We start from the raw sequence: 26,299 nt of genomic DNA, 5'->3' as shown, positions 1-26,299 counted from the left end.
TGTTATTTTTATAGGAATGATTCAGGCTGTTTCGCCGCTGTACGGGCTGTTTGTGGACTAATTACACCACGTGAAACCAAACCTTTTAGGCTTTGGTCGAGGGTCGTCATACCATGGTTAGCACCAGTCTGAATAGCTGAGTACATTTGTGCGACTTTGTTTTCACGAATTAAGTTACGAATAGCCGGAATACCAATCATAATTTCATGTGCCGCAACACGACCACCACCGTTCTTTTTAAGTAGGGTCTGTGAAATAACTGCCTGTAAAGATTCAGACAGCATGGCACGAACCATGTCTTTTTCTTCGGCAGGGAATACGTCAATCACACGGTCAATGGTTTTTGCAGCCGATGTGGTGTGAAGCGTACCAAATACCAAGTGACCTGTTTCGGCAGCAGTAAGTGCTAATCGAATCGTTTCAAGGTCACGCATCTCACCGACTAAAATAATATCTGGGTCTTCACGTAGTGCTGAGCGAAGGGCTTCATTAAAGCCATGTGTATCACGATGCACTTCACGTTGGTTAATCAGACATTTCTTGGACTGATGTACAAATTCGATTGGATCTTCCACCGTTAAAATATGGTCATAGCGGTTTTCATTAATATAATCGAGCATTGCTGCAAGCGTAGTTGATTTACCCGAACCTGTTGGACCTGTGACCAGTACAATCCCGCGAGGATAGTCGCAAATATCTTTAAAGATTTGACCTAAGCCTAAATCTTCCATGGTGAGGACTTTAGATGGAATGGTACGAAATACTGCACCAGCACCACGGTTTTGGTTAAATGCATTCACACGGAAACGCGCAACATTAGGTACTTCAAAAGAAAAGTCAGTTTCGAGTTTTTCTTCATAGTCACGGCGCTGTTTATCATTCATGATGTCGTAAACAAGACGGTGGACATCTTTATGTTCTAAGGCTGGTAAGTTAATACGACGAACTTCACCGTCAACTCGAATCATTGGTGGCATGCCAGCAGAAAGATGTAAATCGGATGCGCCATTTTTCACAGAGAAGGCGAGTAGCTCTGTAATATCCATAATTTCCCCAAGTAAATCAAAATATGTCATTATTTTGTAGAATAATATACGGCTTTCACCGAGGCTTACCAACACCTCGCTTTAGGTGAAAAGCAAAAAAGTTTTTTGAAAATGAGAACCTTGTCAATGAATTACCTGCAAGATGCGCGACAGCACGTATTACAGCAAATCAGAACAGCTTGTGAACTTGCTCAGCGTGCGCCTGAAACTGTGCAACTTTTAGCCGTGTCGAAAACTCATCCGAGTGAAAGATTGCGTGAAATGTATGCAGCAGGACAAAGAGCATTCGGCGAAAATTATTTGCAAGAAGCTTTAGATAAAATTGATGCTTTACAGGATTTGGATATTGAATGGCATTTCATTGGTCATGTTCAGCGTAATAAAACTAAGCATTTGGCCGAGAAGTTTGATTGGGTTCATGGGGTAGATCGTTTAATTATTGCCGAACGCCTATCTAACCAACGTGGTGATGACCAAGCTGCACTTAATATTTGTTTGCAAGTCAATATTGATGGGCAAGACACTAAAGATGGCTGCGCACCGGAAGAGGTTGCCGAGTTGGTTGCTCAAATGAGTCAACTACCGAAAATCAAGCTGCGTGGCTTAATGGTGATTCCGGCACCTGACAATACAGCTGCTTTTGTAGATGCCAAAAAATTATTTGATGCGGTAAAAGACCAACATGCTCATCCAGAAGACTGGGATACATTGAGTATGGGAATGTCGAGTGATTTAGAAGCCGCAATTGCCGCTGGTTCAACCATGGTACGTGTGGGAACTGCTTTGTTTGGAAAACGTGATCCTGTTGTAAAAAAATAACTTTAAGGTTTAGTTAAATATTTTGTGGCGAAACTGTAATCGGTTAATTTAAATTTAATTTTCCTCATTTATAAACCAGATATTTTAATATTTGAGTGTGTAATGTATGGATTTGTTGCATGTTTTCATTCTGGCAATTATTCAGGGCTTTGCTGAATTATTGCCGGTTTCTAGTTCCGCACACGTTATTTTAGCTGAAAAGTTAATGGGGTATGATCCATCTGCACCTGACATGACCTTCTTACTTGTGATGTTGCACACAGGTACGATGTTTGCCGTGATCGTTTACTTTTGCAAATCTTGGAAAAAGACTTATTTTTCTTCTTGGGAAAGTTTTAAAAAACAAGCTTTCTATATTATTTTAGCAACCCTAATTACTGGTGTACTCGGTTTAGCGCTCCAATCTATTATTAAACATGTATTCTTCGGCGGCGCGAGCAGTTTCGAAATTGAGCATTTGTTTAGTAACTCAAAATTAATGGCAGCTGCACTGATTTCGGCAGGGGTCCTGATTATTTTATCTTCGCGTTTAGATCGCGGACAATCAGGTGAAATCAGTTTGCGTAGTGCTTCTATTATTGGGGCAGTACAGGCGTTATGTTTACCTTTCCGTGGCTTTTCACGTTCTGGCGCTACAATTTCTACAGGATTATTTTTAGGGGTATCTCGCCAAAAAGCTGAAGAGTTCAGTTTTGCATTGGCTGTGGTATTAACGCCAGCAGTAATTCTAAAAGAATTATATCGTTTAGTTCACGCTCAAGGCTTACAAACCGTAGCTCATGGACAAGTATTCCATTCGATAGTTCCAAGCTTATTAGGGATGTGCTTTAGCTTTGGTGCTGGGCTTTTAGCATTAAAATGGTTGTCTTCATGGTTAGAACATGGACGCTGGCATTTATTCGGTCTGTACTGTATTGGTTTCGCAATTGTCGTACTCTGCGTGAATTAATTTTTTGATGTTTAAAAAATAAAAAATTAGTACAAGACCATACAATAAAAGAGGGGGCGTAATTCATACGCCCCCTTTGTTATATAAGATTCAATCAAATTTAAGATAACTACCTAGATTAAATTAACCTACGACTTCAATAGTGCTCGCGCCAGCGCCAAGTGGTTTCACCTGAATTTGTACTGGAATACGTTCATGCATTTCTTGAATGTGTGAGATGAGAATGACCTGACGTCCCTGATTTTGCAGTTGGTCCAAAGCATTCATCACCATGTGCAAAGAAGAAGCATCTAAAGTACCAAAGCCTTCATCAATAAACAGTGATTCAATTTTCATTGAACCCGACGCCATATTGGCAATTGCTAAAGACAAGGCCAGTGCAGTTAAGAATGACTCCCCCCCAGATAAAGAAGCGACTGAGCGGGTTTCTCCATCCATATCGTGGTCAATAATGGCAAGGCTTAAGGACTGATCTAGGCGTTTTAGCGTATAACGCTGAGAAAGCATCGCCAGTTGTTGGTTGGCATGTTCAACTAAAATATCTAGGTGATATTGCTGAGCGTAGTCGCGGAACTCTTTACCTTTGGCATCACCGATCAAGCCTGAAATTTTACTCCAGCGGTGTTCTTCTTGCTGAATATTTTGAATTTGCTCAGCGTATTTTTGCTGTTTGGCAAGGTTTTGCTGATGTAATTCAAGTTTCAGCTTTAGCCCGTCACGTACTTCAAGCTGTGCTTTGAGCTTTGCAATATTGTCTTGAATGAGTATAACGAGTTTTTCATATTCAATATCTGGCTGAGTTTGTAAGTGCTCGCTTAATTGCTCTTGCATCGTTTTAAGGGCAGAAGAGGCTTCACTTAATAAACGCTCGGCATGATTAAGACGGTTACGAATGTCTTGCTCTTGTGCAGAATTAATCTGTATGAGCGCCGTAAGATCAGATGCCTGAAAATCAGTATGGGCTTTTAACCAGTTTTGAATTTGCCCATCAATTTGCTGTTGATGTTGTGCAGTGTGTTGATACTGATGTTTAAGTTGATCGAGCACCTGTTTTTGCTGTTCAAAGTGTTGTCTGGTTTGTTCGAAACGCTGTTTAGCCTCATGATACGCTGTTTGTTGGTGCTGACGTTTAGCATCATGCTCAATTAACCATTCATGCGGTTTAATGTCTGTGCGGCCCGTCATTTGCTGAATGAGCGATACTGCTTTTTCATTATTTTGTTGACCTTTAAGCGTAATCTCTTGGAGGTTTTGATCGATCTCATCAATTTGCTTGACCATTTGTTCAAGACTAGCAGTCAACATTTTAAGTTCTTGCTGCTGTTGTTCAAAACGCTGTGAAAACTGTTCTTGTTGTTCAAGTTGCTTAGCACGTGCATCCAGAATAGCCCAAGTCTGCTTAGCTGTTTGGCTACTTGCTTGCTGCCATGCCTGCTGTTCGGTTTCCGACAAACACTCGACAATATGTTGAACTTGTTGTTGCCATTGCTGTGCCGTATTGAGCAAGCTTTCATTACGCTGAATCGTTTGAACAAGCTGATTGTGTTGTTTAATGGCTTGGGTTAAACGTACGTTTTCTGAGTCAAATGAACTTATGGCAGTTTGTGTCGCTTGTCTGAGTTCGTTAAGCGTTTGCAAGATTTGTTCAGGTGCTTGATTAAGCTCAATGTGTAATTGATTGAGGTTAAACCCTTGCTCAAGTTCTTGCTGTAAGTGCGTTTGTTTTACTTGCAGTTGAGTTAAGTATTTCTGAACTTGCTCAAGCTCGGCACGGCACTGAGTAAGTGCATGTTGCTGGGTTTGCCATGTATTAAACTTAGTTTGCTCGAGTGCAATAGCTTGTTGCTCTTGCTGTTGCTGCAAGTCGAATAAAGCTTTAGAGACTGCACTGTCATCAATACGGTAGGGGTGATGGGTACTTCCACAGACTAAACACGCTTCACCTTCTTTAAGATTGGCCCGTAACTGCTCAATATTTTCGGTGTGTAGTAAACGCTGCTGTTGTAGGATGTGTTGTAGTTTTTCACGTTCAGTTTTTGCTGTTTGGTAGTCTTGTTCAGCTAACTGGCAAACGGTTTTAAGCTGCTGCTCTTGCGCGGAGGCTTGAGTATGTTTTTCAGTGAATTGCTGAAGCTCAGTATATAGCTCATGATAAATTTTTATTTTCTGTTGAATCAGATCTAACTGCGTGACTTGAGCAAGTTTCTGATCTTTATCTTTTCGCTGTTGTTCAAGCTTTAACTCAATCTGTTCAACGGTGCCTAGTGAAGCTGTGAGTTGTTCGAGTTCACTTTTAGCTTCCGATAGCTTTTGGCGAGCAAGGCTAGGGTTTCCAATCTGTTGTTCAATTGTTTGGTAATTTTGAATAAATTGCCCAAGCTGATGTAGATGTGCTGAGAGGCCCTTATCTAATACAGCATATTGCTGAGTCTGGATCAGCTGCTGCTGTAAATGAATTTTGTTCTGCTCAAGCTGTGCAATCTGCTGTTGTACAGCGTTTTGCTGTTGTTGCAGTGGGCTTAGTTTTTGCTCAAGTACCTGCCTTTTTTCTTTGCACTTTTTATATTCATCGGCAATAAAAGCACGTTCTTGAATGGACTGTCGAACTTGATTTAAAGCATGTTGATGCTGTTGCTCAAAATCGAGGGTTTGTTTGAGTTGTTGTTCTGCAAATTGATATTGTTTTTGTTCCGTTTCAAAAATTTGTAGCAGGTCATTAAACTTGGTTTGAGCTTGCTGAATTTGTGGCTCAAGTTGTTGTAGTGTTTGTAAATTTTGAGCTTGCTGAAAAACTTGTGGGCGTATTTCAGAGAAAACTTCGAGACGTTTTAATTGCTCACGCTCACTAGTCAATTGTTGATGGTGATTTTGCTGAGTTTGAAACTGTTGCTGTTTCGCTTGAACTTCTTGTTCAAGTTTTGCTTTGCGTTCAAACCATTGTTGCTGTTTGTCTAAGACATGTTTTTGTTGTTCTAACTGTTGATAGTTTTGTTCAGCTTGCTGGTATTGCTCGGTAAATGCAGCAATCTCTTCATCAGACAAAATTTCAATGTGACCTAAAAATTCTTCCAACTGTTTACGCTGCTTTGCAATATCGGCTGTTTTACGAAAAGCCAGTTCACCAATTTTAGCAAAAATACTGGAGTTGGTTAGGTACTCAAGTAATTCACCGCGTTCGCTGTCTCGAGCTTTTAAAAATGCGGTCACTTCGGACTGGGCAAGTAATACGGCACGCGTAAACTGTTCAAAAGAAAGCTGGGTAATTTGTTTAACTTTTTCATCAACCGCTTTGGCTTTGTCAGCAAGTACCACACCATCGGTTAGGCATTTTAAGTGGCGCTGCACACTTTGTAATTTGCCATTTGGGTTTTCACGTGCACGTTTAATTTCCCAACGAGCCAAATAACGTTTTTGATCTTGTGCAATAAAGCAAAGCTCAGCAAAACCATGCCCTGTACCACGGCGTAAGACGGTTAAAGGCGAATTGGTCAGTAACTCGGAACCATCGACATCTTTTAACTTACCATCGCTGTCTTTTAGACGTGGAACCCGATTAAATAAGGCTAGACACATCGCGTCTAAAATGGTCGATTTACCTGCGCCAGTTTTCCCCACAATTGCAATAAGACCTGCATGGGCCAGAGGTGCGCTTTCAAAATCAATAAAATGTTCATCAGCAAGCGATGCCAGATTTTTTATTCGAATGGATAAAATTTTCATGACATATCCTTAATGGCTTGCATCATTTTCAAGATGTTTTTGTGCTTCTTGTACTAGGCTCAGAAAATCTTTTAAGACCGCATCATCGGCACTGTAACCTTGTTTTTCCCAGATGTTTTGAAAGAGTTTTTCTGGTGTTGGCGGTTCAAGTGCAATATGCTGGGTAGTATTTGAATCAGTCGTGTCTTTATTTACATATTGACGTGAAATACGCACTAAACGATAGCGGTCAGGTGGTAGAGCTGCTTCAAACTGCTGACGTAAATTCGGCTGTGGCGGCGTTAAACTATAATATTCAATATCGACATATTCACGGTGGTCAATATTTTCAATCACGCCGTGTGGTAAGGCTTTGAGTTGTTGCAGTACTTCGTTTAGCTCACCACGAATGCGGTGCAATTGTATGCAGCGCGGAATTTCGATAGCTTCAAATTGCAAACGGCTATCTGTCTCTTGAGAAGGGTCAATTTTGACCTCAACCACTTGATGCTTATAGTTAATTTCACTGAAAGAAAGTGGAATGGGTGAGCCGCTATAACGAATGTGCGGCTGGCCTACTTTTTGTGGTTTGTGTAAGTGCCCTAAAGCCACATAGTCGACCGCATCTTCAAATAACGTCGTTGAAAGTGCCTCTTCATTACCAATAATAATGGGGCGTTCAGAGTCGGATGTCTCGCCACCTTGCATATGGGCATGTGACATCAAAATAAGCGCTTGGTCCGGTGTCTTACGACGTTTGGCTTCGGCAATGAGTTGCTGGTGCAAATAGGCAATTGCGTTTTTGCTATTGGTGGTATGTTCGTTAAAGCCCGTAATTTCAGCCGAGCGTAAAAAAGGCAGGGCCAGGCACCACGCCACAATATCTTGATTTTGATTATAAATAGGTAAAAGTAGTCGGTCGAGATCTAGGGTTTTATCTTCATTCCAGCGAACTACGCCCACGGTTTTTGCATTGTATTTTTCTAAAAGCGGTTCGACTTGTTCAATACGGTAGCCTGAGTCATGGTTACCCGCAATCATGAGTGTTTGCATGTGCGGTGCAATACGATGTGCATCTGCTAAAAATTGGTAGAGTTGTTTTTGTGCCTGAGAACCCGGGTTAATGACATCAAAAATATCGCCAGCAATAAGCAGGGCATGAGGTTGTTTTTCTTGAATTTGAGTGAGCAACCAGCTTAAAAATTGTTGGTGTTCGTAATGTCGTGAGTGATTATAAAAAAACTGCCCCAAATGCCAGTCAGAAGTATGTAGAAAATGTACGGACATAGAAACAGACATCAAGCCAAAATAAACACAGATACGTTAGCATAAATTGGCAGGAGATTTTATCAAGACATTTTAAAGTGCTCGTTATTTAAGCCAGCAATGAAACCTGAATTATTTTGTCCCTTTAAGCTTTGCTTTGTTACTATCAGGTCAAACCATGAACTTTGAGAACAAAATGGCTATTCATAAATACGAAGTAAAAATACAGTGGGAAGGCAATACGGGTACAGGCACTTCATCTTATCGTTCTTATAAACGAGACTTTAGTATTCAGCATCCTCAAAAGGCTACTATTCAAGGTTCATCAGACCCTGCCTATTTAGGCGATGTGACCAGATGGAACCCGGAAGATTTATTGGTCGCGTCAGCTTCAGCTTGTCATAAGCTTTGGTATTTACACCTTTGTGCAGTCAATCATATTCACGTTGTGAGTTATGTTGACCATGCACTTGGGTTTATGGAAGATACAGATCCGGTCAAACGTGGTCACTTTACCCAAATTATTTTAAGGCCTGAGGTTGTGTTAGAAAAAGGTGCTGACCCAGAGCTTGCAGCAAAACTACATGAAGAAGCACATCACGAATGTATGATTGCCAACTCGGTAAATTTTCCAATTACATGTGAAGCCAGCTTTAGCTTTGTTGAATAATTAAAATAAAATAGCCACCGATAAAAAGCGGTGGCTATACATTAAAAATAAATTAGAGTTGTTAAATAAAATCTTTAAGCTGCATTTTCATCGACTTGGAAAATACCAAAAACGTTGTGGTCTAAATCGACAAAATAGCCATGCCAAGCGCGGCCCGGAATAGCGAATTTATCCATTGCGACAATACCACCTTGCGCTAAAATTTTTGCAGCTATCTCATCGAAATTTTCCACCTGAACCGAACAAGTAAATGCATTGGTGCCATATTCCATTGGCGGTGTTTGAGCAGGGCGTTTTAATAGACCACCCATAATTGAAGGTGTCTCTATGCGGTAATATTCAATAGGTAAGCTTTCATCGAGTTTAAATTGCCAGCCAAACACAGCTTGATAAAACTGCGCATCGCGGGCAGGGTTTGAAGACTGGATTTCGAAATAGGCAATATTGTTCATATTATTTAAATCGTATTTTTATGGTGTAAAAAGTATACGCATAGCCTTTATAGCCACGAAAGCACTATTGTGTATGGTGAGCGTAAAATAAATGAAAGTGCTAGAAAATAAAAACCGACGATTCGAGTGATGAGAGAATCGTCGGTCAAAGACTTCATCAAGGGTTTCGGCTGCTAACAAAACCTAATCCGAAGGAAGAAAGAGTCGTAATGAAAGGTCACCGAAACAATTTTGCGGATGCCGTGCAAAGGAAGTATTCGGTTGCTGCGACCTTGTTACCCTATATAACGTCAAGAGATCAGGATTGGTTGACAGAAAAATGAAAAAAAATCGAAAAAAATTTATAATTATTTTTTGAACCCATAAATTAGGCAAAAATATGACCAAATTACGCTCTTACTTTCTCTGGTTTTTTGCTTTGTGCATCGTGCTTACCTTAATTGTCGGTGTGATTGCAGCACTATTACCAGCGAGTGTAGGCGGTATTTTAACAGCCGTTCCATATTTAGGCGCAATGATTTTTGTCTTATTTAGATTTTTAAAGAAAGAACGCCGTGCACCGACTGTACCAGAAAAAAAGAAATTTACTTTAGGCTTTACCCTCATATTTTGGGGCTATAACTTGTGTGGTGTTTTGTTCGGTCTGTTTTTATTTGCCAGAAAAGACCCTGAGATTTTGCAAAACTTTATGCTTTACCTCAAGCAGCCTCAGTTCTTAAGTATTATGGTCATTATGATTTTAATGTTGGCTATTCCGTTGTATTTAATTACTTACTGGTTTTATGGCAAACAGGCACAGCGTATGGCAGACAAAATGTTTAATGTGCAATAGATCACTACGAAAACTCATACGATTAAATATAAATGAGTCTTATACAATAAAATAAAACTTGAATCCTCAGCTTAGGAGGAAATATGAATAAGAATGTATTAATTACTGGTGCCAGTGGCTTTATTGGAACGCATTTAATTAAGTTCCTATTACAAAAAAATTATAACGTGATTGCGGTGACACGGCAGGCTGGAAAGGAATCTGACCATCCTGCCTTGCAGTGGGTGCAAAAGTTCGAAGATATCTCAACCCATAAAATTGATTATGTAGTGAATTTGGCGGGTGCAAATATTGGTGAGAAACGCTGGACCGAGTCACGTAAAAAACAACTCATTGAAAGCCGTGTGAATACAACCCGAAAACTTTATGCGTGGCTCAAGCAATCTCAAATTTTTCCCGAAGTGATTGTCTCTGGCTCTGCCATTGGTTATTACGGCATAGATGCTCAAGAAAAGTGGACAGAGGTGTGCACTGAACAAAGCTCGCCACAGCCTATTTTTATGTCCGAGCTTTGCCAAGAGTGGGAGCGCGCAGCGTTAGCAGACGCTCAGCAAAATACTAAAATTATTCGTTTAGGCGTAGTGTTCGGGCAGGGTGGTGGTATCTTGCCTAAAATGTTATTTCCTATACGACTTAATTTAGTCGGTCAAATTGGTCACGGGCGCCAGCCTGTGGTTTGGGTACATATTGAAGATGTGTTAAATGCCATCGAGTTTATATTTCAGCATCCTCAATCCGCTCAAATTCATAATGTGGTAGCGCCAGAAAATGTGACCCAACAAGCTTTTGTTGATCAAGCTGCACAAGTTTTAAATAAGAAACCAATGTTGTCAGCGCCGAGCACAGTTTTCCGCTGTTTGTTAGGAGAGCAGTCGCAATTGATTTTGAATGGGCAATACGTTAAACCTGCTGCCTTACAAGCTGAAGGATTTGAGTTTGCTTATCCTCAATTAAAAATGGCTTTAGAGAATATACTCGCCTCAGGCTAATATTTTATTTTGCAAACGCTCTGGTGAATATGCTTTGGCATCAACTAATGTTGGTTGACCTAGCATAAGCTGACGAAGCAATTGTGCAGAACCTGCGCCCATACACAAACCATTTCTAAAATGACCAAAGTTTGCCCAGAGGTTGTCCATTTCAGGCATTTTGCCAATGTATGGAACACCGTTTGGTGAACTTGGTCTGAGGCCTGCCCAGCGATGTACAATCGGGAAATCGGCCAGTTCAGGCACCATTTCTAAACATGCTTCTAAAATATTGTGCTGAGTCGTTTCGTCGGTAGAGGTGTCAAAACCACGATGTGCCATACTTGACCCACACACGATATGACCGTCCATACGTGGAATCAAATACATGACTCGATTCATACACATGGTCGGTAGCCAGTGAGCAGGGGTTTTAAATAACAGCATTTGACCTTGCACAGGTTCGACTGGAATTTCGAGTTGTAATTGAGAGTTCCAGTAATGGCTCCAAGCGCCTGAAGTTATTACAAAATGGTCTGCTGTATGTTTGCGACCATCTTCGGTTTGGAGCGCTTGTATCACATCACCTTGTTGAATCAGTTTTTTAACCGGAGTGTGTTCAAAAAACTCAACATTTGGATGTTGCTTTAAATAGCGAATCAGGGACTGTAATACACGCGGATTACGAATATTAGACAGTTCAGGAAAATAAATCGCTTCTTGAAACTGATCGGAGATATGCGGATTGACTTGCTCTAGGGCATCTCTTTGTAGATATTCACAGCGCTGCATCGGTTCTTGATGCTGCTCGGCGTAGGAAAGCCCGACGTCAAAATCTTCTTCATCAAAAATCAGCATGCCTGTGTCATGAATTTCAAAATCAATCCCTGTAATAGGGTAGAGCTTTTGGTTCCATGCTTGATAAGAGGCTTTACCAAATTGAGCGAGTTGGTTCACTGCATGCACATAGCGCCACGGGTACATCGGAGAGAGGATACCTCCACCAGCCCAAGAGGCTGCTTGTCCCGCTTGTTGTTGATCAAAAATGCTGATGGTACAGCCGTGTTCAACCAACTCCAGCGCAGACATTAATCCACTTATGCCCGCGCCAATGATTGCAATATGCATGCAGTGTTATCCTTTCTCTGCGAACTTAGTTCATTTCCTTGAGTTTTTCAGCAGCGGTTTCTGCAAAGTAAGTCCAGATTCCGTCTGCACCTGCACGGCGGCAGCACATGAGTGATTCTAAAATCACTGATTCTGATAACCAGCCATTTTGAATTGCGCCCGCTAACATTGCGTATTCGCCACTCACTTGATAAATGAATGTTGGAATACCAAAGGTATCTTTCACTTCACGTACCACATCCAGATATGGCATGCCCGGTTTTACAATCACCATGTCGGCGCCTTCTTGAATATCAAGCGCAACTTCGTGTAATGCTTCGGCACGGTTACCAAAGTCCATCTGGTAGTTATATTTATTACCACCTTTTAGGTTGGTTGCAGAGCCAACAGCATCACGGAATGGACCATAGAAGCTTGATGCATATTTCGCAGAGTAGGCCATGATGTTGGTATAGATGTGACCATTGGCTTCTAAAGCTTGACGAATTGCGCCAATACGGCCATCCATCATGTCACTTGGTGCAACGACATCGGCGCCTGCTTCTGCGTGACTCAATGCTTGTTTAATCAAGCATTCTACAGTCTCGTCATTGAGTACATAGCCAGTTTCATCAATAATGCCGTCTTGACCATGAGTCGTATATGGGTCGAGTGCACCATCAGTAATTAAAACCATTTCTGGCAATTCTGTTTTAAGCAAACGACAAGTGGTCTGAACTAAACCATCTTCACGCCATGCAGCTTCTGCGGTAAGGCTTTTATCTTCTTGAGGTGTTACAGGGAAAAGAGCCAGTTTTGATACACCTAATTCCAGAAGTTTTTCAGCTTTTTTCAGTAATAAATCTGCCGACAAACGCTGAATGTTTGGCATACTTGGAATATCTTGGGTCTGATTTTGTCCCGGTAATACAAATACTGGATAAATCAAGTGATTGGTAGTGAGCTGTGTTTCGCTGACCATCGCACGCAACTGGTCATTTTTACGGATACGGCGCATGCGAGTAGCTGGAAATGCAGGACGATTGAACGTATAAGTCATAACAATCTCGATGTTCGGTATTACACTAGGATAGGTTGGCGGATATTCCATTACTGTCAACCGACTGCTGTATTGTAGACCCATAATGCTAGATTTGTACAAAATTATGGGTATTTATCATGCTTTTAAATTTAGGCAACGTATGAGTGATGAAAAGAAAAATTGGACGGGGAACATACAATTAGGCGCTAAAACTGACCTAAATGTGGTTCTCAACCAATTGTGTAAAGCGTTTAATAATTGTCCTTTTTTTAAGCATAGTGGAATGATTATGCGTGTGGTAGATGGGCATATTGAAGGCTATGTTGAAATGAAACCTGATCTCATTGGCAATTTGGCTTTTCAGGTTTTGCATGGTGGTGTGGCTGCAACTTTGCTCGATAGCATTGGTGGAATTGTGGCAATGGAACATCTCTATCGTCGCTCAACGCCGGAAACCCTGCCTGAAACCATTAAACAGGTTACACGCTTGGCGACCGTCGATATGCGTGTAGATTATTTGGCGCCGGGACGCGGTAAGTATTTTATTGCGCGTGCAGAAGTGTTACGTTTAGGTCGTAAAGGCTGCACTATGCGTATGACGATGGTGAATGATGAAGATAAACCCATCGCTGCGGGGATCGCTTCATATGCCTATTAGGCGATGAATTGAACACTTTAAAAGCGCCATGTGCGCTTTTTTTAGTGCTTGAAAAGCTAGAATTTTCATAAAAATCTTGAGATAAACATTAATTTAATTAGAACGAACGCATGAGTTATATTTTTTTATTCTCACATCATGAGGTTTTAGCGTTAAAATTGACTGCTTTGACAATGCGATATGTCTTGTTTATAGAATAATAAAAACTCTATAACAAGGTGTAGTGCAAGATTGATGGCAAAGCCAACTCATCTTTAGGAACATACCATGACTGATGCACAAAGCAATGTACAAGAAACAGTGCCAACAACATCTGCCTCGGATGACAACAACCAAAACAAGCGCAAAAAATTTCTTGGTTTTTTTGCGCTGATTTTATTGATCGCCGCTATTTTATATGCAATCTGGGCATTATTTTTAAATCACTCGGTGAGTACAGATAATGCTTATGTCGGTGCAGAAACCGCGCAAATTACCTCAATGGTGAGTGGTCAGGTCGCTCAGGTTTTGGTAAATGATACTCAAACAGTACATCGGGGTGATGTGCTGGTTCGTATTGATGACCGTGATGCCAAAATTGCATTGGCACAAGCCGAGGCAGAGCTTGCCAAAGCAAAACGCCAATACAAACAGACTGCGGCAAACAGTAGCTCATTAAACTCTCAAGTTGTGGTCCGTGCTGACGAAATTAACAGTGCCAAAGCACAAGTTGCCCAAGCACAGGCCGACTATGACAAAGCTGCTTTAGAGCTTAATCGCCGTGCGCAGCTTGCTGCTTCTGGTGCGGTATCTAAAGAAGAACTCACCAAAGCACAAAGTGCAGTTGAAACTGCTAAAGCAGGACTAGAGCTTGCTAAAGCTGGCTTGGCACAAGCGACTTCTAGCCGTAAAGCTGCCGAAAGCACTTTAGCTGCAAACGAAGCCTTAATTCAGGGTGTAAGCGAAACATCGACTCCGGATGTACAAGTTGCACAAGCACATGTGGAACAAGCTCAGCTTGACTTGGAACGTACCGTAATACGTGCACCAGTTGATGGTGTCATTACACGTCGTAATATTCAGGTTGGACAACGCGTTGCACCGGGTAGCAGTATGATGATGATTGTGCCGCTGAACGATTTATATGTAGATGCTAACTTCAAAGAAAGTCAGCTGAAAAAAGTCCGCCCAGGTCAGCCAGTCACATTAACGTCTGATTTATATGGCGATGATGTTGAATACCACGGCAAAGTGGTGGGCTTCTCTGGTGGTACAGGCTCTGCCTTTGCCTTAATTCCGGCTCAAAATGCAACAGGTAACTGGATTAAAGTAGTTCAACGCTTACCAGTTCGTATTGCACTGGATCCGAAAGAACTTGCTGAACACCCACTACGTGTTGGCTTGTCGATGGAAGCAAAAGTCGACTTATCTGCGAAGTAAACGCTTATGAAAACGCAAACACCTTTTGCCGAGTTAAGCGGTGGACGTTTACTACTGGCAGCGTTTGTTATTGCCTTGTCGAACTTTATGGTCGTACTTGATACGACCATTGCCAACGTTTCTGTACCGCACATTACCGGTAACCTTGCTGTTTCAAGTACACAAGGGACATGGGTCGTTACTTCATATGCAGTTGCAGAAGCGATTTGTGTACCTTTAACGGGCTGGCTGGCTGGCCGTTTTGGGACGGTACGGGTCTTTATTCTTGGTTTAATTGGCTTTACGGTCTTTTCTTTCCTGTGCGGTTTGGCAACATCGTTAGAAATGTTGGTGTTTTTCCGTATTGGGCAGGGCCTTTGTGGTGGTCCACTTATGCCACTCAGCCAAACCTTGCTTATGCGTATTTTCCCACAAGAAAAACATGCGCAGGCAATGGGCCTATGGGCAATGACCACAGTCGTTGGACCAATTTTAGGGCCAATTTTGGGTGGTCTGATTAGTGACAACCTATCTTGGCACTGGATCTTCTTTATTAACTTACCGGTCGGTATTGTCTGTGTATTAGCAGCAATGCGCTTGTTAAGAGTAGCAGAAACAGAAACCATTTCTTTACGAATCGATACCGTTGGTTTAGGCCTGTTAATTCTCTGGATTGGTGCGTTACAGCTTATGCTCGACTTAGGGCATGAACGTGACTGGTTTAATAGCACGAGCATTGTGGTTTTAGGCTTAACTGCCGCCATTGGCTTTGTGGTGTTCCTGATATGGGAACTCACCGATAAACATCCTGTGGTAGATGTCAAAGTCTTTAGGCATAGGGGCTTTGCTATTTCGGTACTGGCCTTATCGCTTGGCTTTGGCGCATTCTTTGGCAGCATTGTATTGATACCACAGTGGCTGCAAATGAACCTTTCCTATACCGCGACGTGGGCCGGATATTTAACTGCAACCATGGGCTTTGGTAGTTTGACCATGTCACCGATTGTGGCAAAACTTTCGACCAAACATGACCCACGTGCGCTGGCGAGCTTTGGTTTAATTTTGCTGGGCATTGTGACTTTAATGCGGGCATTCTGGACCACAGATGCCGACTTTATGGCACTGGCTTGGCCGCAAATTTTGCAAGGTTTTGCTGTACCATTCTTCTTTATTCCACTGTCTAACATTGCACTTGGTTCAGTGCTCCAGCAAGAGATTGCATCTGCTGCAGGCCTCATGAACTTCTTAAGAACCATGGCAGGGGCGATTGGTGCTTCAATTGCAGTGACCGTATGGGATGACCATGCCAAAGTTGCCCGTAGTGAAATGGTATCAAACCTGAACCCAACCGAAGTACAAAACACACTTCTGCAAAATGGTTTTACGACTGACTCGACGCTTGGAATTATTTCAAACCTTGTCGATAAAGAAGCCATTACTATGTCAGCAAACCATGTGTTTTTGCTATTTGCGATTGTGTTTGTCTTTGCTGGGCTGGTGATTTGGCTGTGTCCAAAACCCAAACAGGTCAGCGGCATGCCTTCTCACTAAACATCAAAAAGCATCTCTTCGGAGGTGCTTTTTTTAGGCCTACTAAAAAATAGCGAGTTTATAAATAGAAAAATTTGCCTGTATTTTAAGAAATAAAACATGCCAGAGTTGAGCAAATCAGTTATAAAAGAGTGTGATATCAAGCGAGGAGGCATAACACAGGGCACAGGATTAATGCCCTTAATCATTTAATATTATTAAAACTTTATTTTTATCAAAGATTAAAAAACTGAAGACCTGAAAACAAAGAAGCTTGCATGGCAATTGCATGGATAGGCAGGCGGATATATTGGAGTTATCACGTGAATAAAAGATATTCATTTTTGTTCAGTAGCTTATTAGCAGTCGGTTTATTACAAGGATGTGGAGATGACTCCTCGTCAGATCAGCCCAAGGATGATTCAAATACAACCCTGCCCAATTTAATTGTAGATAATGACCCCACCAGTTGTAGCAAACTGGCACAAGACGGTTCAAGCGTGGTGGTCGGTTCAAACCAAAATGGTGACCCAGCAGCGCCAGAGGGTGCATCGGGTTATAGACTCGGTAACACGGTTAAATACGCAGATAAATATATGGTGGTGGCAAACACGCCACTTGCAGTAAAAGCAGGTTGTGATGTTTTAAAAGCAGGCGGTAGCGCAGTTGATGCAGCCGTAGCGGTACAAGCCGTGCTTGGTTTGGTCGAGCCACAGTCGAGCACCATTGCTGGTAGTGGTTTTATGATGTATTACGATGCCAAAACCAAGCAAGTCACTGCTTATGATGGCCGTGAAACCGCACCAGCGGCAGCCAACGAATTTTATTTAATTCGCCAAAATATATATGACCCAAATTCACCTCCGCCTGTACCAAGTGCGCGCCGTAGTGGTCGCTCGATTGGTGTGCCGGGTGTGATGCGTTTGCTTGAACAAGCCCAAAAAGAACATGGCAAACTTAAATGGAACCAGCTTTTTGGTGAAGCGATTGGTTTGGCTGACAATGGTTTTCGTATTCCGGGGCGTTTGGCAGATGCTATTGCAAGTAATGCAAGCAATTTAGCACTCGATGCAAATGCAATGGCAACCTATTTCTACCCAGATGGATCACCACGCAAAGTCGGTGAGACCATGACCAATAAAGCCTATGCCAGAACACTTGAAGCACTCGCTTCACAAGGGGCAAATGCTCTCCACACTGGACCTATTGCACAAGCCATTGTGGCAAAAGCAGGGCAAACCGTAGGGGATGACCCAGCAAAAACTCCAATTACCCCAAGTTTGATGACCTTGCAGGATTTATCGAACTATCAGGTGAAAAAACGCGACCCGATTTGTACAACGTACCGTGACCGTTACTACGTATGTACCATGCCGCCTCCATCTTCGGGAGGAATTGCAGTTGCACAGACGCTGGGTATTTTAGAAAACTTTGATATGTCGCTGTATCCACCTAAGAACCCTGAAAATGAAGGTGGTGTGCCCGATGTCATGGGTGTGCATTTAGTGTCTGAAGCAGAGCGTTTGGCCTATGCTGACCGTGATAAATATGTCGCAGATACCGACTTTGTTCGTTTGCCGGCACAGGGTATTCCAAGTTTTATTGATAAAAATTACTTAAAACAACGTGCAGCACTGATTAACCCGAACCAAAGTATGGGCGTAGCACCAGCAGGTAATTTCAATACAGCGGCAGGTGTAGATACCACTGTTGAACATGGCACAACTCAGTTTACGATAGTAGATGCCTATGGCAATGTGGTTTCAATGACATCGACTGTTGAATCGAGCATGGGCTCATTCCACATGGTGGATGGCTTCTTGCTGTCAAACCAGTTAACTGACTTTAGCGCGAACCCTTATGACAGCACTGGGGCGCTGGTTGCCAACCGTGTAGAAGGTGGCAAACGCCCACGTAGTACTATGGCACCAACCTTAGTGTTTAAAGGCACCACGCCAGATGAGTTTTATATGGCAACGGGTTCACCAGGCGGCGGTACGATTATTCAATATGTAGTTAAAACTTTAGTGGGAGCGTTGGACTGGAACTTAAATGCACAGCAGGCCACTTCGCTTGTAAACTTTGGCGCGACCAATAGTCCAAATACCAATATTGATAGCTCGAATGTACAGCTTTCCTTAGTTGACCTAATTGAAGGTTTAAAAGCAAAAGGGCATGGCATTTCTAATACTGCGCAAACCAGTGGTATTTCAACGATTATGAAAGTAAATATAAATAATCAAAGCAAATACGCAGGTGGGGTAGACCCACGCCGTGAAGGGATTGTGTTAGGCAATGGTGCTTTATAGGCTAAACTTTAAAAAAAAGCTGTCATTTTTGGCAGCTTTTTTATAAGGGGCCTTGAAAAAAACAAAAGGCACTCAATTATGTAAGTATGTTCATCAGTGGCAGACTGTTGATAAAATGCACAGCATTTTATTTTATTTATGCTATGATGTGCAGACATTCATGGGGATGTTATTGGCTTCGACGCCGGTGATGAAACTCATAGATGCATGCCGAGAGCGCATTTTCTCTCGTAAATAAAATTTGCATTTAAATAGTCGCAAACGACGAAACTTACGCTCTAGCTGCCTAAGGGCCGCTTGTCCGCTTCCTAGAATACTTGTGGTCTGGGAACCCGACTGAAGCGCACGCACACAAGTCCGTATAGAGTCAAGCCTCGGGGCTTTATACCAAACTTAGAGGATCGCACCTTGTACCCTGTTCGTCGGGTCACTTGGTGTTAAAACAATAGACGATATCTAAGCATGTAGTATTCTCGAGCGTAGTGCTGGCGGACGCGGGTTCAACTCCCGCCATCTCCACCAAGATTCGAAAAAGCCCCAAATATTAATTATTTGGGGCTTTTTTATTGACCAATTAAAATTAACGGTTGTACATAAGGTTTTAGTAAACATGACAAATACGAACTTTTCTCAGGTTGCTGCTTTTATTTGGTCTGTTGCTGACCTATTACGAGGAGATTTTAAGCAATCTCAGTATGGGAGAGTAATTTTACCTTTTACATTACTACGCCGTTTAGAATGTGTATTTGAATCTAGTAAAGCCAGTGTTTTAGAGGCAAATGAGAAAGTGAAGGCTATGCCTTTACCAGAAGAAGCAAAAGAAAAAATTTTATTAAAAGCAACAGATGGCCTATCTTTTTTTAATACCTCAGAGCTTGACTTGAGTAGTTTAGGGCAAAAGAATATTCGAGCAAATCTTGGTAATTACATTCAACACTTCTCAAAAGATGCGCGTGAAATCTTTGAACATTTTAAGTTTGATGAGTTTACGGGTTTACTGGATGATGCAAACTTACTTTATAAAGTCATTCAGAAATTTGCTTCAACCGATTTAAGTCCAGAAAATATTTCTAACCATGATATGGGCTTAGTATTTGAAGAACTTATTCGACGTTTTGCTGAAAGTTCGAATGAAACCGCAGGGGAGCACTTTACTCCACGAGATATTGTACGACTCACCACTGGCCTAATTTTTAGCCAAGATGATGATGCCTTAAATAAAGAGGGTGTGATTCGAACCATTTATGACCCAACTGCTGGAACAGGTGGTTTCTTATCCTCAGGTACGGAATATGTTTATGAACATAATCCTGAAGCAGTGATGCGTGTTTTTGGTCAGGAATTGAATCCAGAGTCTTATGCCATTTGTAAAGCGGATATGCTCATTAAAGGGCAGGATGTCCGTAATATTAAGCTCGGAAACACATTATCTAACGACCAACTCGCTTATGAAAAGTTTGACTATATGCTGTCTAACCCTCCATTTGGTGTGGACTGGAAAAAGATTGAAGACGAGATTAAAGATGAGCACCAACAAAAGGGCTTTAATGGTCGTTTTGGAGCTGGTTTACCCCGTGTATCTGATGGTTCACTGTTGTTCTTGATGCATTTGATTAGCAAGATGCGCGATGTGGATAGCACTGGTCAAGGCAGCCGTATTGGAATTATTTTAAATGGTTCACCATTGTTTACAGGTAGTGCTGGCAGTGGTGAAAGTGAAATTCGTCGTTATATTTTAGAAGCGGATTTGCTCGAAGCGATAATCGCCTTACCTACAGACATGTTCTATAACACAGGTATTGCGACCTATGTTTGGGTGCTCAGCAATAAGAAAGATGCTGAACGTAAAGGCAAAGTGCATTTAATTAATGCGTCGAACCTCAGCTCGAAAATGCGTAAGTCACTTGGTTCAAAGCGTAACTATCTAACAGAATCAGAAATTAGGACAATTACCCAAAACTATGGCGCGTTTGAAGCAGTAGATACACTGACTTTAGATGGTGAAAGTGAACAGCAAAAACCATTCTCAAGCAAAATTTTTAACAGCTATGAGTTTGGCTATCGCCGTGTGACCATTGAACGTCCGTTACGTTTATCAGCGCAATTGTCTGATGACCGAATTGCAACTTTACGTTTTGCGCCTAAGCCATTTAATGCCGTGATGCAAAAAGTCTATGAAAGCTATGGCAAAGATTGGACTGAGACAAGCTATGGGCAGTTGAGTGACGATGCTCAAGTTGAAATTCGTGCTCTGATTAAAGCTGAATTTAGCGAACTGAAAGAAAAAGATATTAAAACTGTACTTGAGCCAAAACTCTGGCTTGAACAACGGGCTTTAATGCGTAAAGCACAAAGCTTACAAACCAAGATCGGTACAGCACAGTTTGATGATTTTAATATCTTTGATGAGCTACTTAAACAGGCTTTAAAAGACAGTAGCATTAAACTCGAAGGCAAAGAGAAAAAGCAGTTCTTGGATGCCGTCACTTGGAAAAATCCAGAAGCTGAACCATGCATTAATAAAGTGATTAAGGGTAAAGAAAACCCGCTATATGGTCAGTTTAGCTATAAAGCTAAAGTAGTTGAGTTTGTACAGGATGGCGATTTGCGTGATGCAGAAAATATTGCGCTTGACCACCCAAGCCAAAGCACCATCGATTTAATTGAGTCTTATTTTAAGCGTGAAGTACAACTGCATGTGCCTGATGCATGGATTAATGCCGATAAGCGTGATGCACAGGATGGCGAGATTGGCATAGTCGGTTATGAGATTCCGTTTAACCGTCATTTTTATGTGTATCAACCGCCACGTGATTTGGCGGAGATCGATGCTGACTTAGATGCGGTGAGCCGTGAAATTATGGCACTGCTGCAAGAGGTGCATTCTTAATGATGAGCTATTCTGAATTCAAATATAGTGATTATTTTAAAACTGAATTACCTTCGCACTGGCAAGAAAAGCGGTTGGGCTTTCTTTCTATGCAAACAAAAAATGCTTTTGTAGACGGACCTTTTGGTTCAGATTTAAAATCGGATGATTATTTGGATGAAGGTATACCTTTAATCCAATTAAATAACATACGAGATGGAAAGCATATTCTTCGCAACATGAAATTTATCTCGCAAAATAAAAAAATAGATTTGATTCGACACTTAGCATTACCTCAAGACATAGTGATAGCTAAAATGGCTGAGCCAGTGGCTAGAGCAGCCGTTGTATCAGATGAATATGATGAATACGTAATTGTTGCAGACTGTGTCAAATTAAGCCCTGACTTAGAATTAGTGGATTTAAATTTTTTAATTTGGGCGATTAATTCAGATTGTGTAAGGGAAAACGCTGAACTCGTTTCAACAGGCACAACACGTATTAGGATTAACTTAGGTGAATTAAAAAAACTTAAAGTCCCTTATCCTTCTTTATCTGAACAAGTCAAAATTAGACAATATCTCGACCATGAAACCGCAAAAATTGATACCCTTATTGCCAAACAAGAAGAGTTGATTGCACTGCTTAAAGAAAAACGCCAAGCAGTGATTAGTCATGCTGTGACTAAAGGTTTAAATCCAAATGTACCGATGAAAGATTCAGGTGTGGAATGGTTAGGGGAAGTGCCTGAGCATTGGACTGTGAGTAAATTTGGTTATATTTCTCAAGTAGTCCGTGGTGGTTCGCCACGTCCTGCTGGTGATCCAGCATTGTTTAATGGTGATTATTCACCATGGGTAACAGTTGCCGAAATTACAAAGGATGATGAGCTATATCTTACAAGTACAGAAACTTTCCTGACAAAGAAAGGTAGTGAGCAGTGTCGAGTTTTTCAATCAGGCACTTTGTTGCTTTCGAATAGTGGTGCAACACTTGGAGTTCCTAAAATCTTGTCTATCAATGCTAATGCAAACGATGGTGTAGTTGGATTTGAGGATTTAAAAATAGACATAGAGTATGCTTATTTTTATTTATCCATTTTGACAAATGATTTACGTGAAAGAGTTAAGCAAGGTTCAGGGCAACCAAACTTAAATACAGATATCGTCAAAGCTATTCCGATAGCAATTCCACCTGAAAATGAAATTAAGAAAATTGTTGTAGACATCAAAAAGAAAATTGATCATTTCTCTAAGTTAATGGGATCGGCTGAAAAGGCTATTCAACTCATGCAAGAACGCCGTACAGCCCTTATTTCAGCAGTCGTAACAGGTAAAATTGACGTTCGTAACTGGCAACATTTGAATAAAAATAATAATCAAGATAACATGGAGTTAAGTGCATGAGATCAGATGTAACTTTAGAAACGATTTTCCAGAAAGATATTATTGATCAAATGCAAAGCCGCGGTTGGCAGGTGGGTTCAGCGCAGGGCTACAACCGTGAAAAAGCACTTTATGAGCAAGATGTTTTAGACTTTGTACAAAAGACCCAAGACTTAGAGTGGCAAAAATTTAAAAGTATTTTCCCCAATGATACTGAGCGTCATTTTTTAGATACCGTCGTAGCACAGCTTAAGAAAGCGGACATTAACGCCACAGATATTGAATCCCGCAGTTATGGGACTTTGGGCGTATTGCGTCATGGACTGAAAACCCGTGGTACACGCTTTTCATTTTGCCAGTTTAAACCTGAACATGGTTTAAACCCACACTTAAATGAAATTTATAAACAGAATATTTGTCGTGTTGTACCTGAGTTGGTGTATAGCCCATATGCTAACAAAGCCGAACTCGAAGCAACAGGTAAACAAGCAAAAAAATGGCGCATCGATTTAGTCCTGTTTATTAATGGCTTTCCTGTGGCAACACTGGAACTCAAGTCAGAGTTTAAACAAGCCGTGCAAAATGCCATGGCACAATATAAAAAAACACGTCTGCCAAAAGACCCTGAAACCAATAAGCCAGAACCGTTATTGACCTTTAAACGAGGTGCATTGGTACATTTTGCGGTGAGCCAGTATGAAGTCTATATGGCAACTCACCTCAATGGTGACAATACCTATTTCTTGCCATTTAACAAAGGCACCAAAGAACAGGGGGCAGGTAATGACGTACCTGAAGATGTGAATGAATATGCCACAGGTTATCTGTGGAATGAAGTTCTAACCCCAGATAGCTTGCTTAATATTATTGGTAACTTTATTCATTTACAGATTGAAGAAAAAGAAGATTGGGAAGGGCGTAAATATAAAAAAGAAAGCCTGATTTTTCCCCGTTATCACCAATGGAAAGTCGTGACCAAATTAGTCGAAGACTCCTTGGCACAAGGCACAGGACAAAAATATTTGATCCAGCACAGTGCAGGTTCAGGTAAATCTAATTCAATTGCATGGACCGCACATCAACTGTCTAGCCTATATGATGCTAACAATAAAAAGATGTTCGATTCTGTGATTGTAGTGACTGACCGAACGATTCTCGATGCACAGCTACAAGATACTATTTATCAGTTTGAACATGCTGACGGTGTGGTCGGACGAATTAATAATAAAGAAGGTGATGGTTCCAAATCTGAAAAATTGGCAAAAGCTTTAGAGATGGCGCAGCCAATTATTATTGTGACCATTCAAACTTTCCCATTTGTACTGCGTGCTATTGAAAATAGTACCAGCTTAAAAGAACGTAAATATGCCGTAATTGCCGATGAAGCACATTCTTCGCAAAGTGGTTCAACTGCACGCCAGCTAAAAGAAACTTTGATGCTTGAGGAGCGTGATGAGGATGATCAGCTTACTTCAGAAGATGTATTAGATGCGGTCATGGCTTCACGTAAAGGGAGTGAAAATTTAAGTTTCTACGCCTTTACGGCAACACCAAAAGATAAAACATTACAGCTCTTTGGTCGTTTGCCGAATCCTGAACTACCGCCATCCAAAATCAATAAGCCCGAAGCCTACCATGTCTATTCAATGCGCCAAGCGATTGAGGAAGGGTTTATTCTGGATGTTCTAAAGAACTATACCAACTATAAAGTCATTTATAAGCTTAAGCAAAAGATTGAAGAAAAAGACGATCAGGTTGATGCCAAGAAAGCTAAGATCAAACTCAATCAATGGGTACGTCTACATGACCATAATATCTCGCAAAAAGTACGAGTGATTATTGAACATTTTAAAAAGAATGTAATGGGCTTATTGGGTGGGCAAGCTAAAGCCATGGTCGTTACCAGTTCACGAAAAGAAGCGGTACGCTATAAGCAGGCTTTTGATAAATATGTGGCAGAACATAAATATACCAATATCCAAGCGATGGTAGCATTTTCAGGTGAGGTTGAGTTTTCGGAAAATGATGCAGATAGTAGTCATTTAATTGGGAAAAAATTTACTGAGAGTAATATGAACCTAAACTTGAAAGGACGTGAAATGCGTAAGGCATTTGATAGTGATGACTTTCAAGTAATGATTGTGGCAAATAAGTTCCAAACAGGTTTTGATCAACCAAAACTTTGTGCGATGTACGTCGATAAAAAATTAGGTGGTGTGGAATGTGTACAAACCTTATCACGCTTAAATCGTATCTATCCTGGTAAGGCAGAGTCTGGCACATTTGTACTAGATTTCTTTAACGATCCGCAAGATATTTTGGATGCGTTCCAACCTTATTACCAAACAGCAGAACTAGCAGACGTTTCTAATCCTGATATTGTCTATGACTTAGCTGAAAAACTTAAAGCGGCACGTATTTTCTTAATGACCGAAGTTGAACAATTTGTTGATGCTTTCTATAGCAAAAATAAATCCAATGCTGCACTTGCCAATATCTGTAAACCTGCGATGCAACGTTGGCAGCAAAGTTATACGAAAGCAATTAATGATTATGATGTGACAAAAAATCGTTTGGAAATTACTAAACGAACAGGCGAACCCGTTTTAATTGCCAATGCTGAAAATGAATTTGCCGAAGCGAAAAAAGCGCGTGATGCACTCGAAATCTTTAAAAAGGATTTAGGTAGTTTTACGCGCTTTTATGAGTTTATGTCGCAGATTGTAGAATATGACGATAAAGAACTCGAAAAAATCAGTTTATTCGCTCGTAACTTACGTCCTTTATTGCGTGAGCAAGCGGCTGATGAAGATGTGATTGACTTAAGTAATGTTGCTATGAGCCATTATCGACTCTCTAAGATTCGGCAGCAGGATATCCAACTTAAAGCCAATAGTACTGAACATAAATTAGAACCAGCTAATGATTTGGGTACGGCAAAGCCAAAAAATAAAAATGAAGAATTTTTATCAGTCATCTTGCAGCGTGTAAATGAAGTATTTATTACCGATAAGCTGACAGATCAGGACATGATTAATTATGTATATACGGTAGCAGACAAGATGTCTGAAAACACTAAAATGATGAAACAAATTCAAAATAATACTCGTGAACAAGCAATGTTGGGGGAGTTTGATAGTGCTTTAGATGATGCTGTTTTAGATAGTAATACTGCACATAATGAACAAACTATGCAGTTGATGAGCGATCCAGCTAAGATGCGTCAGTTTGCGAATATTATTTATGATGTATTAGCAAGCAAAGAGAATAAATCGGTAAATTAGTTTGAGTGCCGTAAAA

The 26,299-nt window shown here is 41.1% G+C and carries 18 protein-coding genes and 1 other RNA gene; 13 read left to right on the top strand and 6 right to left on the bottom strand.

Annotated features, from left to right (window positions below):
• Positions 1 to 8: 8 nt before the first annotated feature.
• The gene (locus J671_RS15700; RefSeq protein ID WP_006581387.1) at positions 9 to 1,046 is read right to left on the bottom strand and encodes a type IV pilus twitching motility protein PilT; all 1,038 of its coding nucleotides are present in this window, start codon (positions 1,044 to 1,046) and stop codon (positions 9 to 11) included.
• Positions 1,047 to 1,172: 126 nt separating this feature from the next.
• Here J671_RS15700 and J671_RS15695 point away from each other — a divergent pair, with 126 nt between their 5' ends.
• Complete coding sequence (locus J671_RS15695) at positions 1,173 to 1,865, top strand: YggS family pyridoxal phosphate-dependent enzyme (RefSeq protein WP_004888366.1); 693 nt, start codon at positions 1,173 to 1,175, stop codon at positions 1,863 to 1,865.
• Between the two features lie 106 nt (positions 1,866 to 1,971).
• A complete protein-coding gene (locus tag J671_RS15690) occupies positions 1,972 to 2,814 on the top strand; it encodes an undecaprenyl-diphosphate phosphatase (RefSeq protein WP_004888364.1) in 843 nt (280 codons plus the stop codon).
• 123 nt (positions 2,815 to 2,937) lie between these two features.
• On the opposite strand, the gene J671_RS15685 is transcribed toward J671_RS15690, so the two are convergent.
• Positions 2,938 to 6,534, bottom strand: a complete 3,597-nt coding sequence (locus tag J671_RS15685; protein WP_004888363.1) for an AAA family ATPase — start codon at positions 6,532 to 6,534, stop codon at positions 2,938 to 2,940.
• Positions 6,535 to 6,543: 9 nt separating this feature from the next.
• The gene (locus J671_RS15680) at positions 6,544 to 7,812 is read right to left on the bottom strand and encodes an exonuclease SbcCD subunit D (RefSeq protein WP_004888360.1); all 1,269 of its coding nucleotides are present in this window, start codon (positions 7,810 to 7,812) and stop codon (positions 6,544 to 6,546) included.
• Positions 7,813 to 7,975: 163 nt separating this feature from the next.
• Here J671_RS15680 and J671_RS15675 point away from each other — a divergent pair, with 163 nt between their 5' ends.
• The gene (locus J671_RS15675) at positions 7,976 to 8,449 is read left to right on the top strand and encodes an OsmC family protein (protein ID WP_023188451.1); all 474 of its coding nucleotides are present in this window, start codon (positions 7,976 to 7,978) and stop codon (positions 8,447 to 8,449) included.
• A gap of 74 nt (positions 8,450 to 8,523) precedes the next feature.
• On the opposite strand, the gene J671_RS15670 is transcribed toward J671_RS15675, so the two are convergent.
• Positions 8,524 to 8,901 carry a VOC family protein gene (locus tag J671_RS15670; RefSeq protein WP_004641669.1) on the bottom strand — a complete coding sequence of 126 codons (378 nt, stop codon included), beginning with the start codon at positions 8,899 to 8,901 and terminating at the stop codon, positions 8,524 to 8,526.
• A 379-nt stretch (positions 8,902 to 9,280) separates the two neighbouring features.
• On the opposite strand from J671_RS15670, the gene J671_RS15665 reads away from it, so the two are divergent.
• Together J671_RS15665 and J671_RS15660 are read left to right on the top strand one after the other, a co-directional pair.
• Positions 9,281 to 9,733, top strand: coding sequence for an ABZJ_00895 family protein (locus tag J671_RS15665; protein ID WP_004888356.1), 453 nt, complete (start codon positions 9,281 to 9,283; stop codon positions 9,731 to 9,733).
• Positions 9,734 to 9,816: 83 nt separating this feature from the next.
• Positions 9,817 to 10,722 carry a TIGR01777 family oxidoreductase gene (locus tag J671_RS15660; protein WP_004888354.1) on the top strand — a complete coding sequence of 302 codons (906 nt, stop codon included), beginning with the start codon at positions 9,817 to 9,819 and terminating at the stop codon, positions 10,720 to 10,722.
• On the opposite strand, the gene J671_RS15655 is transcribed toward J671_RS15660, so the two are convergent.
• A complete protein-coding gene (locus J671_RS15655) occupies positions 10,714 to 11,829 on the bottom strand; it encodes an NAD(P)/FAD-dependent oxidoreductase (RefSeq protein ID WP_004888353.1) in 1,116 nt (371 codons plus the stop codon). The two genes, J671_RS15660 and J671_RS15655, sit on opposite strands and share 9 nt — an antisense overlap.
• 25 nt (positions 11,830 to 11,854) lie before the next feature.
• A complete protein-coding gene (gene hemB, locus J671_RS15650) occupies positions 11,855 to 12,868 on the bottom strand; it encodes a porphobilinogen synthase (RefSeq protein ID WP_009504019.1) in 1,014 nt (337 codons plus the stop codon).
• 142 nt (positions 12,869 to 13,010) lie between these two features.
• On the opposite strand from hemB, the gene J671_RS15645 reads away from it, so the two are divergent.
• From J671_RS15645 to J671_RS15615, 8 genes are all read left to right on the top strand, one after another.
• Positions 13,011 to 13,508, top strand: a complete 498-nt coding sequence (locus J671_RS15645) for a thioesterase family protein (protein WP_004710212.1) — start codon at positions 13,011 to 13,013, stop codon at positions 13,506 to 13,508.
• A gap of 267 nt (positions 13,509 to 13,775) precedes the next feature.
• Positions 13,776 to 14,927, top strand: a complete 1,152-nt coding sequence (locus J671_RS15640; protein ID WP_006581382.1) for an EmrA/EmrK family multidrug efflux transporter periplasmic adaptor subunit — start codon at positions 13,776 to 13,778, stop codon at positions 14,925 to 14,927.
• Between the two features lie 6 nt (positions 14,928 to 14,933).
• Positions 14,934 to 16,457, top strand: coding sequence for a DHA2 family efflux MFS transporter permease subunit (locus tag J671_RS15635; protein WP_004888346.1), 1,524 nt, complete (start codon positions 14,934 to 14,936; stop codon positions 16,455 to 16,457).
• A 302-nt stretch (positions 16,458 to 16,759) separates the two neighbouring features.
• Positions 16,760 to 18,745 (top strand): gamma-glutamyltransferase, encoded by a 1,986-nt coding sequence (gene ggt, locus J671_RS15630; protein ID WP_004888345.1) that lies wholly within the window; start codon positions 16,760 to 16,762, stop codon positions 18,743 to 18,745.
• A 162-nt stretch (positions 18,746 to 18,907) separates the two neighbouring features.
• Positions 18,908 to 19,267: a transfer-messenger RNA gene (gene ssrA, locus J671_RS24840) on the top strand.
• Between the two features lie 88 nt (positions 19,268 to 19,355).
• Positions 19,356 to 21,635 (top strand): type I restriction-modification system subunit M, encoded by a 2,280-nt coding sequence (locus tag J671_RS15625; protein ID WP_004888344.1) that lies wholly within the window; start codon positions 19,356 to 19,358, stop codon positions 21,633 to 21,635.
• Complete coding sequence (locus J671_RS15620) at positions 21,635 to 23,020, top strand: restriction endonuclease subunit S (protein ID WP_004888343.1); 1,386 nt, start codon at positions 21,635 to 21,637, stop codon at positions 23,018 to 23,020. The genes J671_RS15625 and J671_RS15620 overlap by 1 nt, the downstream gene beginning before the upstream one ends.
• Positions 23,017 to 26,283, top strand: coding sequence for a type I restriction endonuclease subunit R (locus tag J671_RS15615; protein ID WP_004888331.1), 3,267 nt, complete (start codon positions 23,017 to 23,019; stop codon positions 26,281 to 26,283). Before J671_RS15620 ends, J671_RS15615 begins: the two co-directional genes overlap by 4 nt.
• Positions 26,284 to 26,299 lie beyond the last annotated feature (16 nt).

It is taken from the genome of Acinetobacter sp. 1130196, assembly GCF_000588095.1.
GTDB lineage: Bacteria > Pseudomonadota > Gammaproteobacteria > Pseudomonadales > Moraxellaceae > Acinetobacter > Acinetobacter nosocomialis.
Note: the sequence above shows the minus strand (reverse complement) of the source record. Positions and strands in the feature narration are given on the sequence as shown.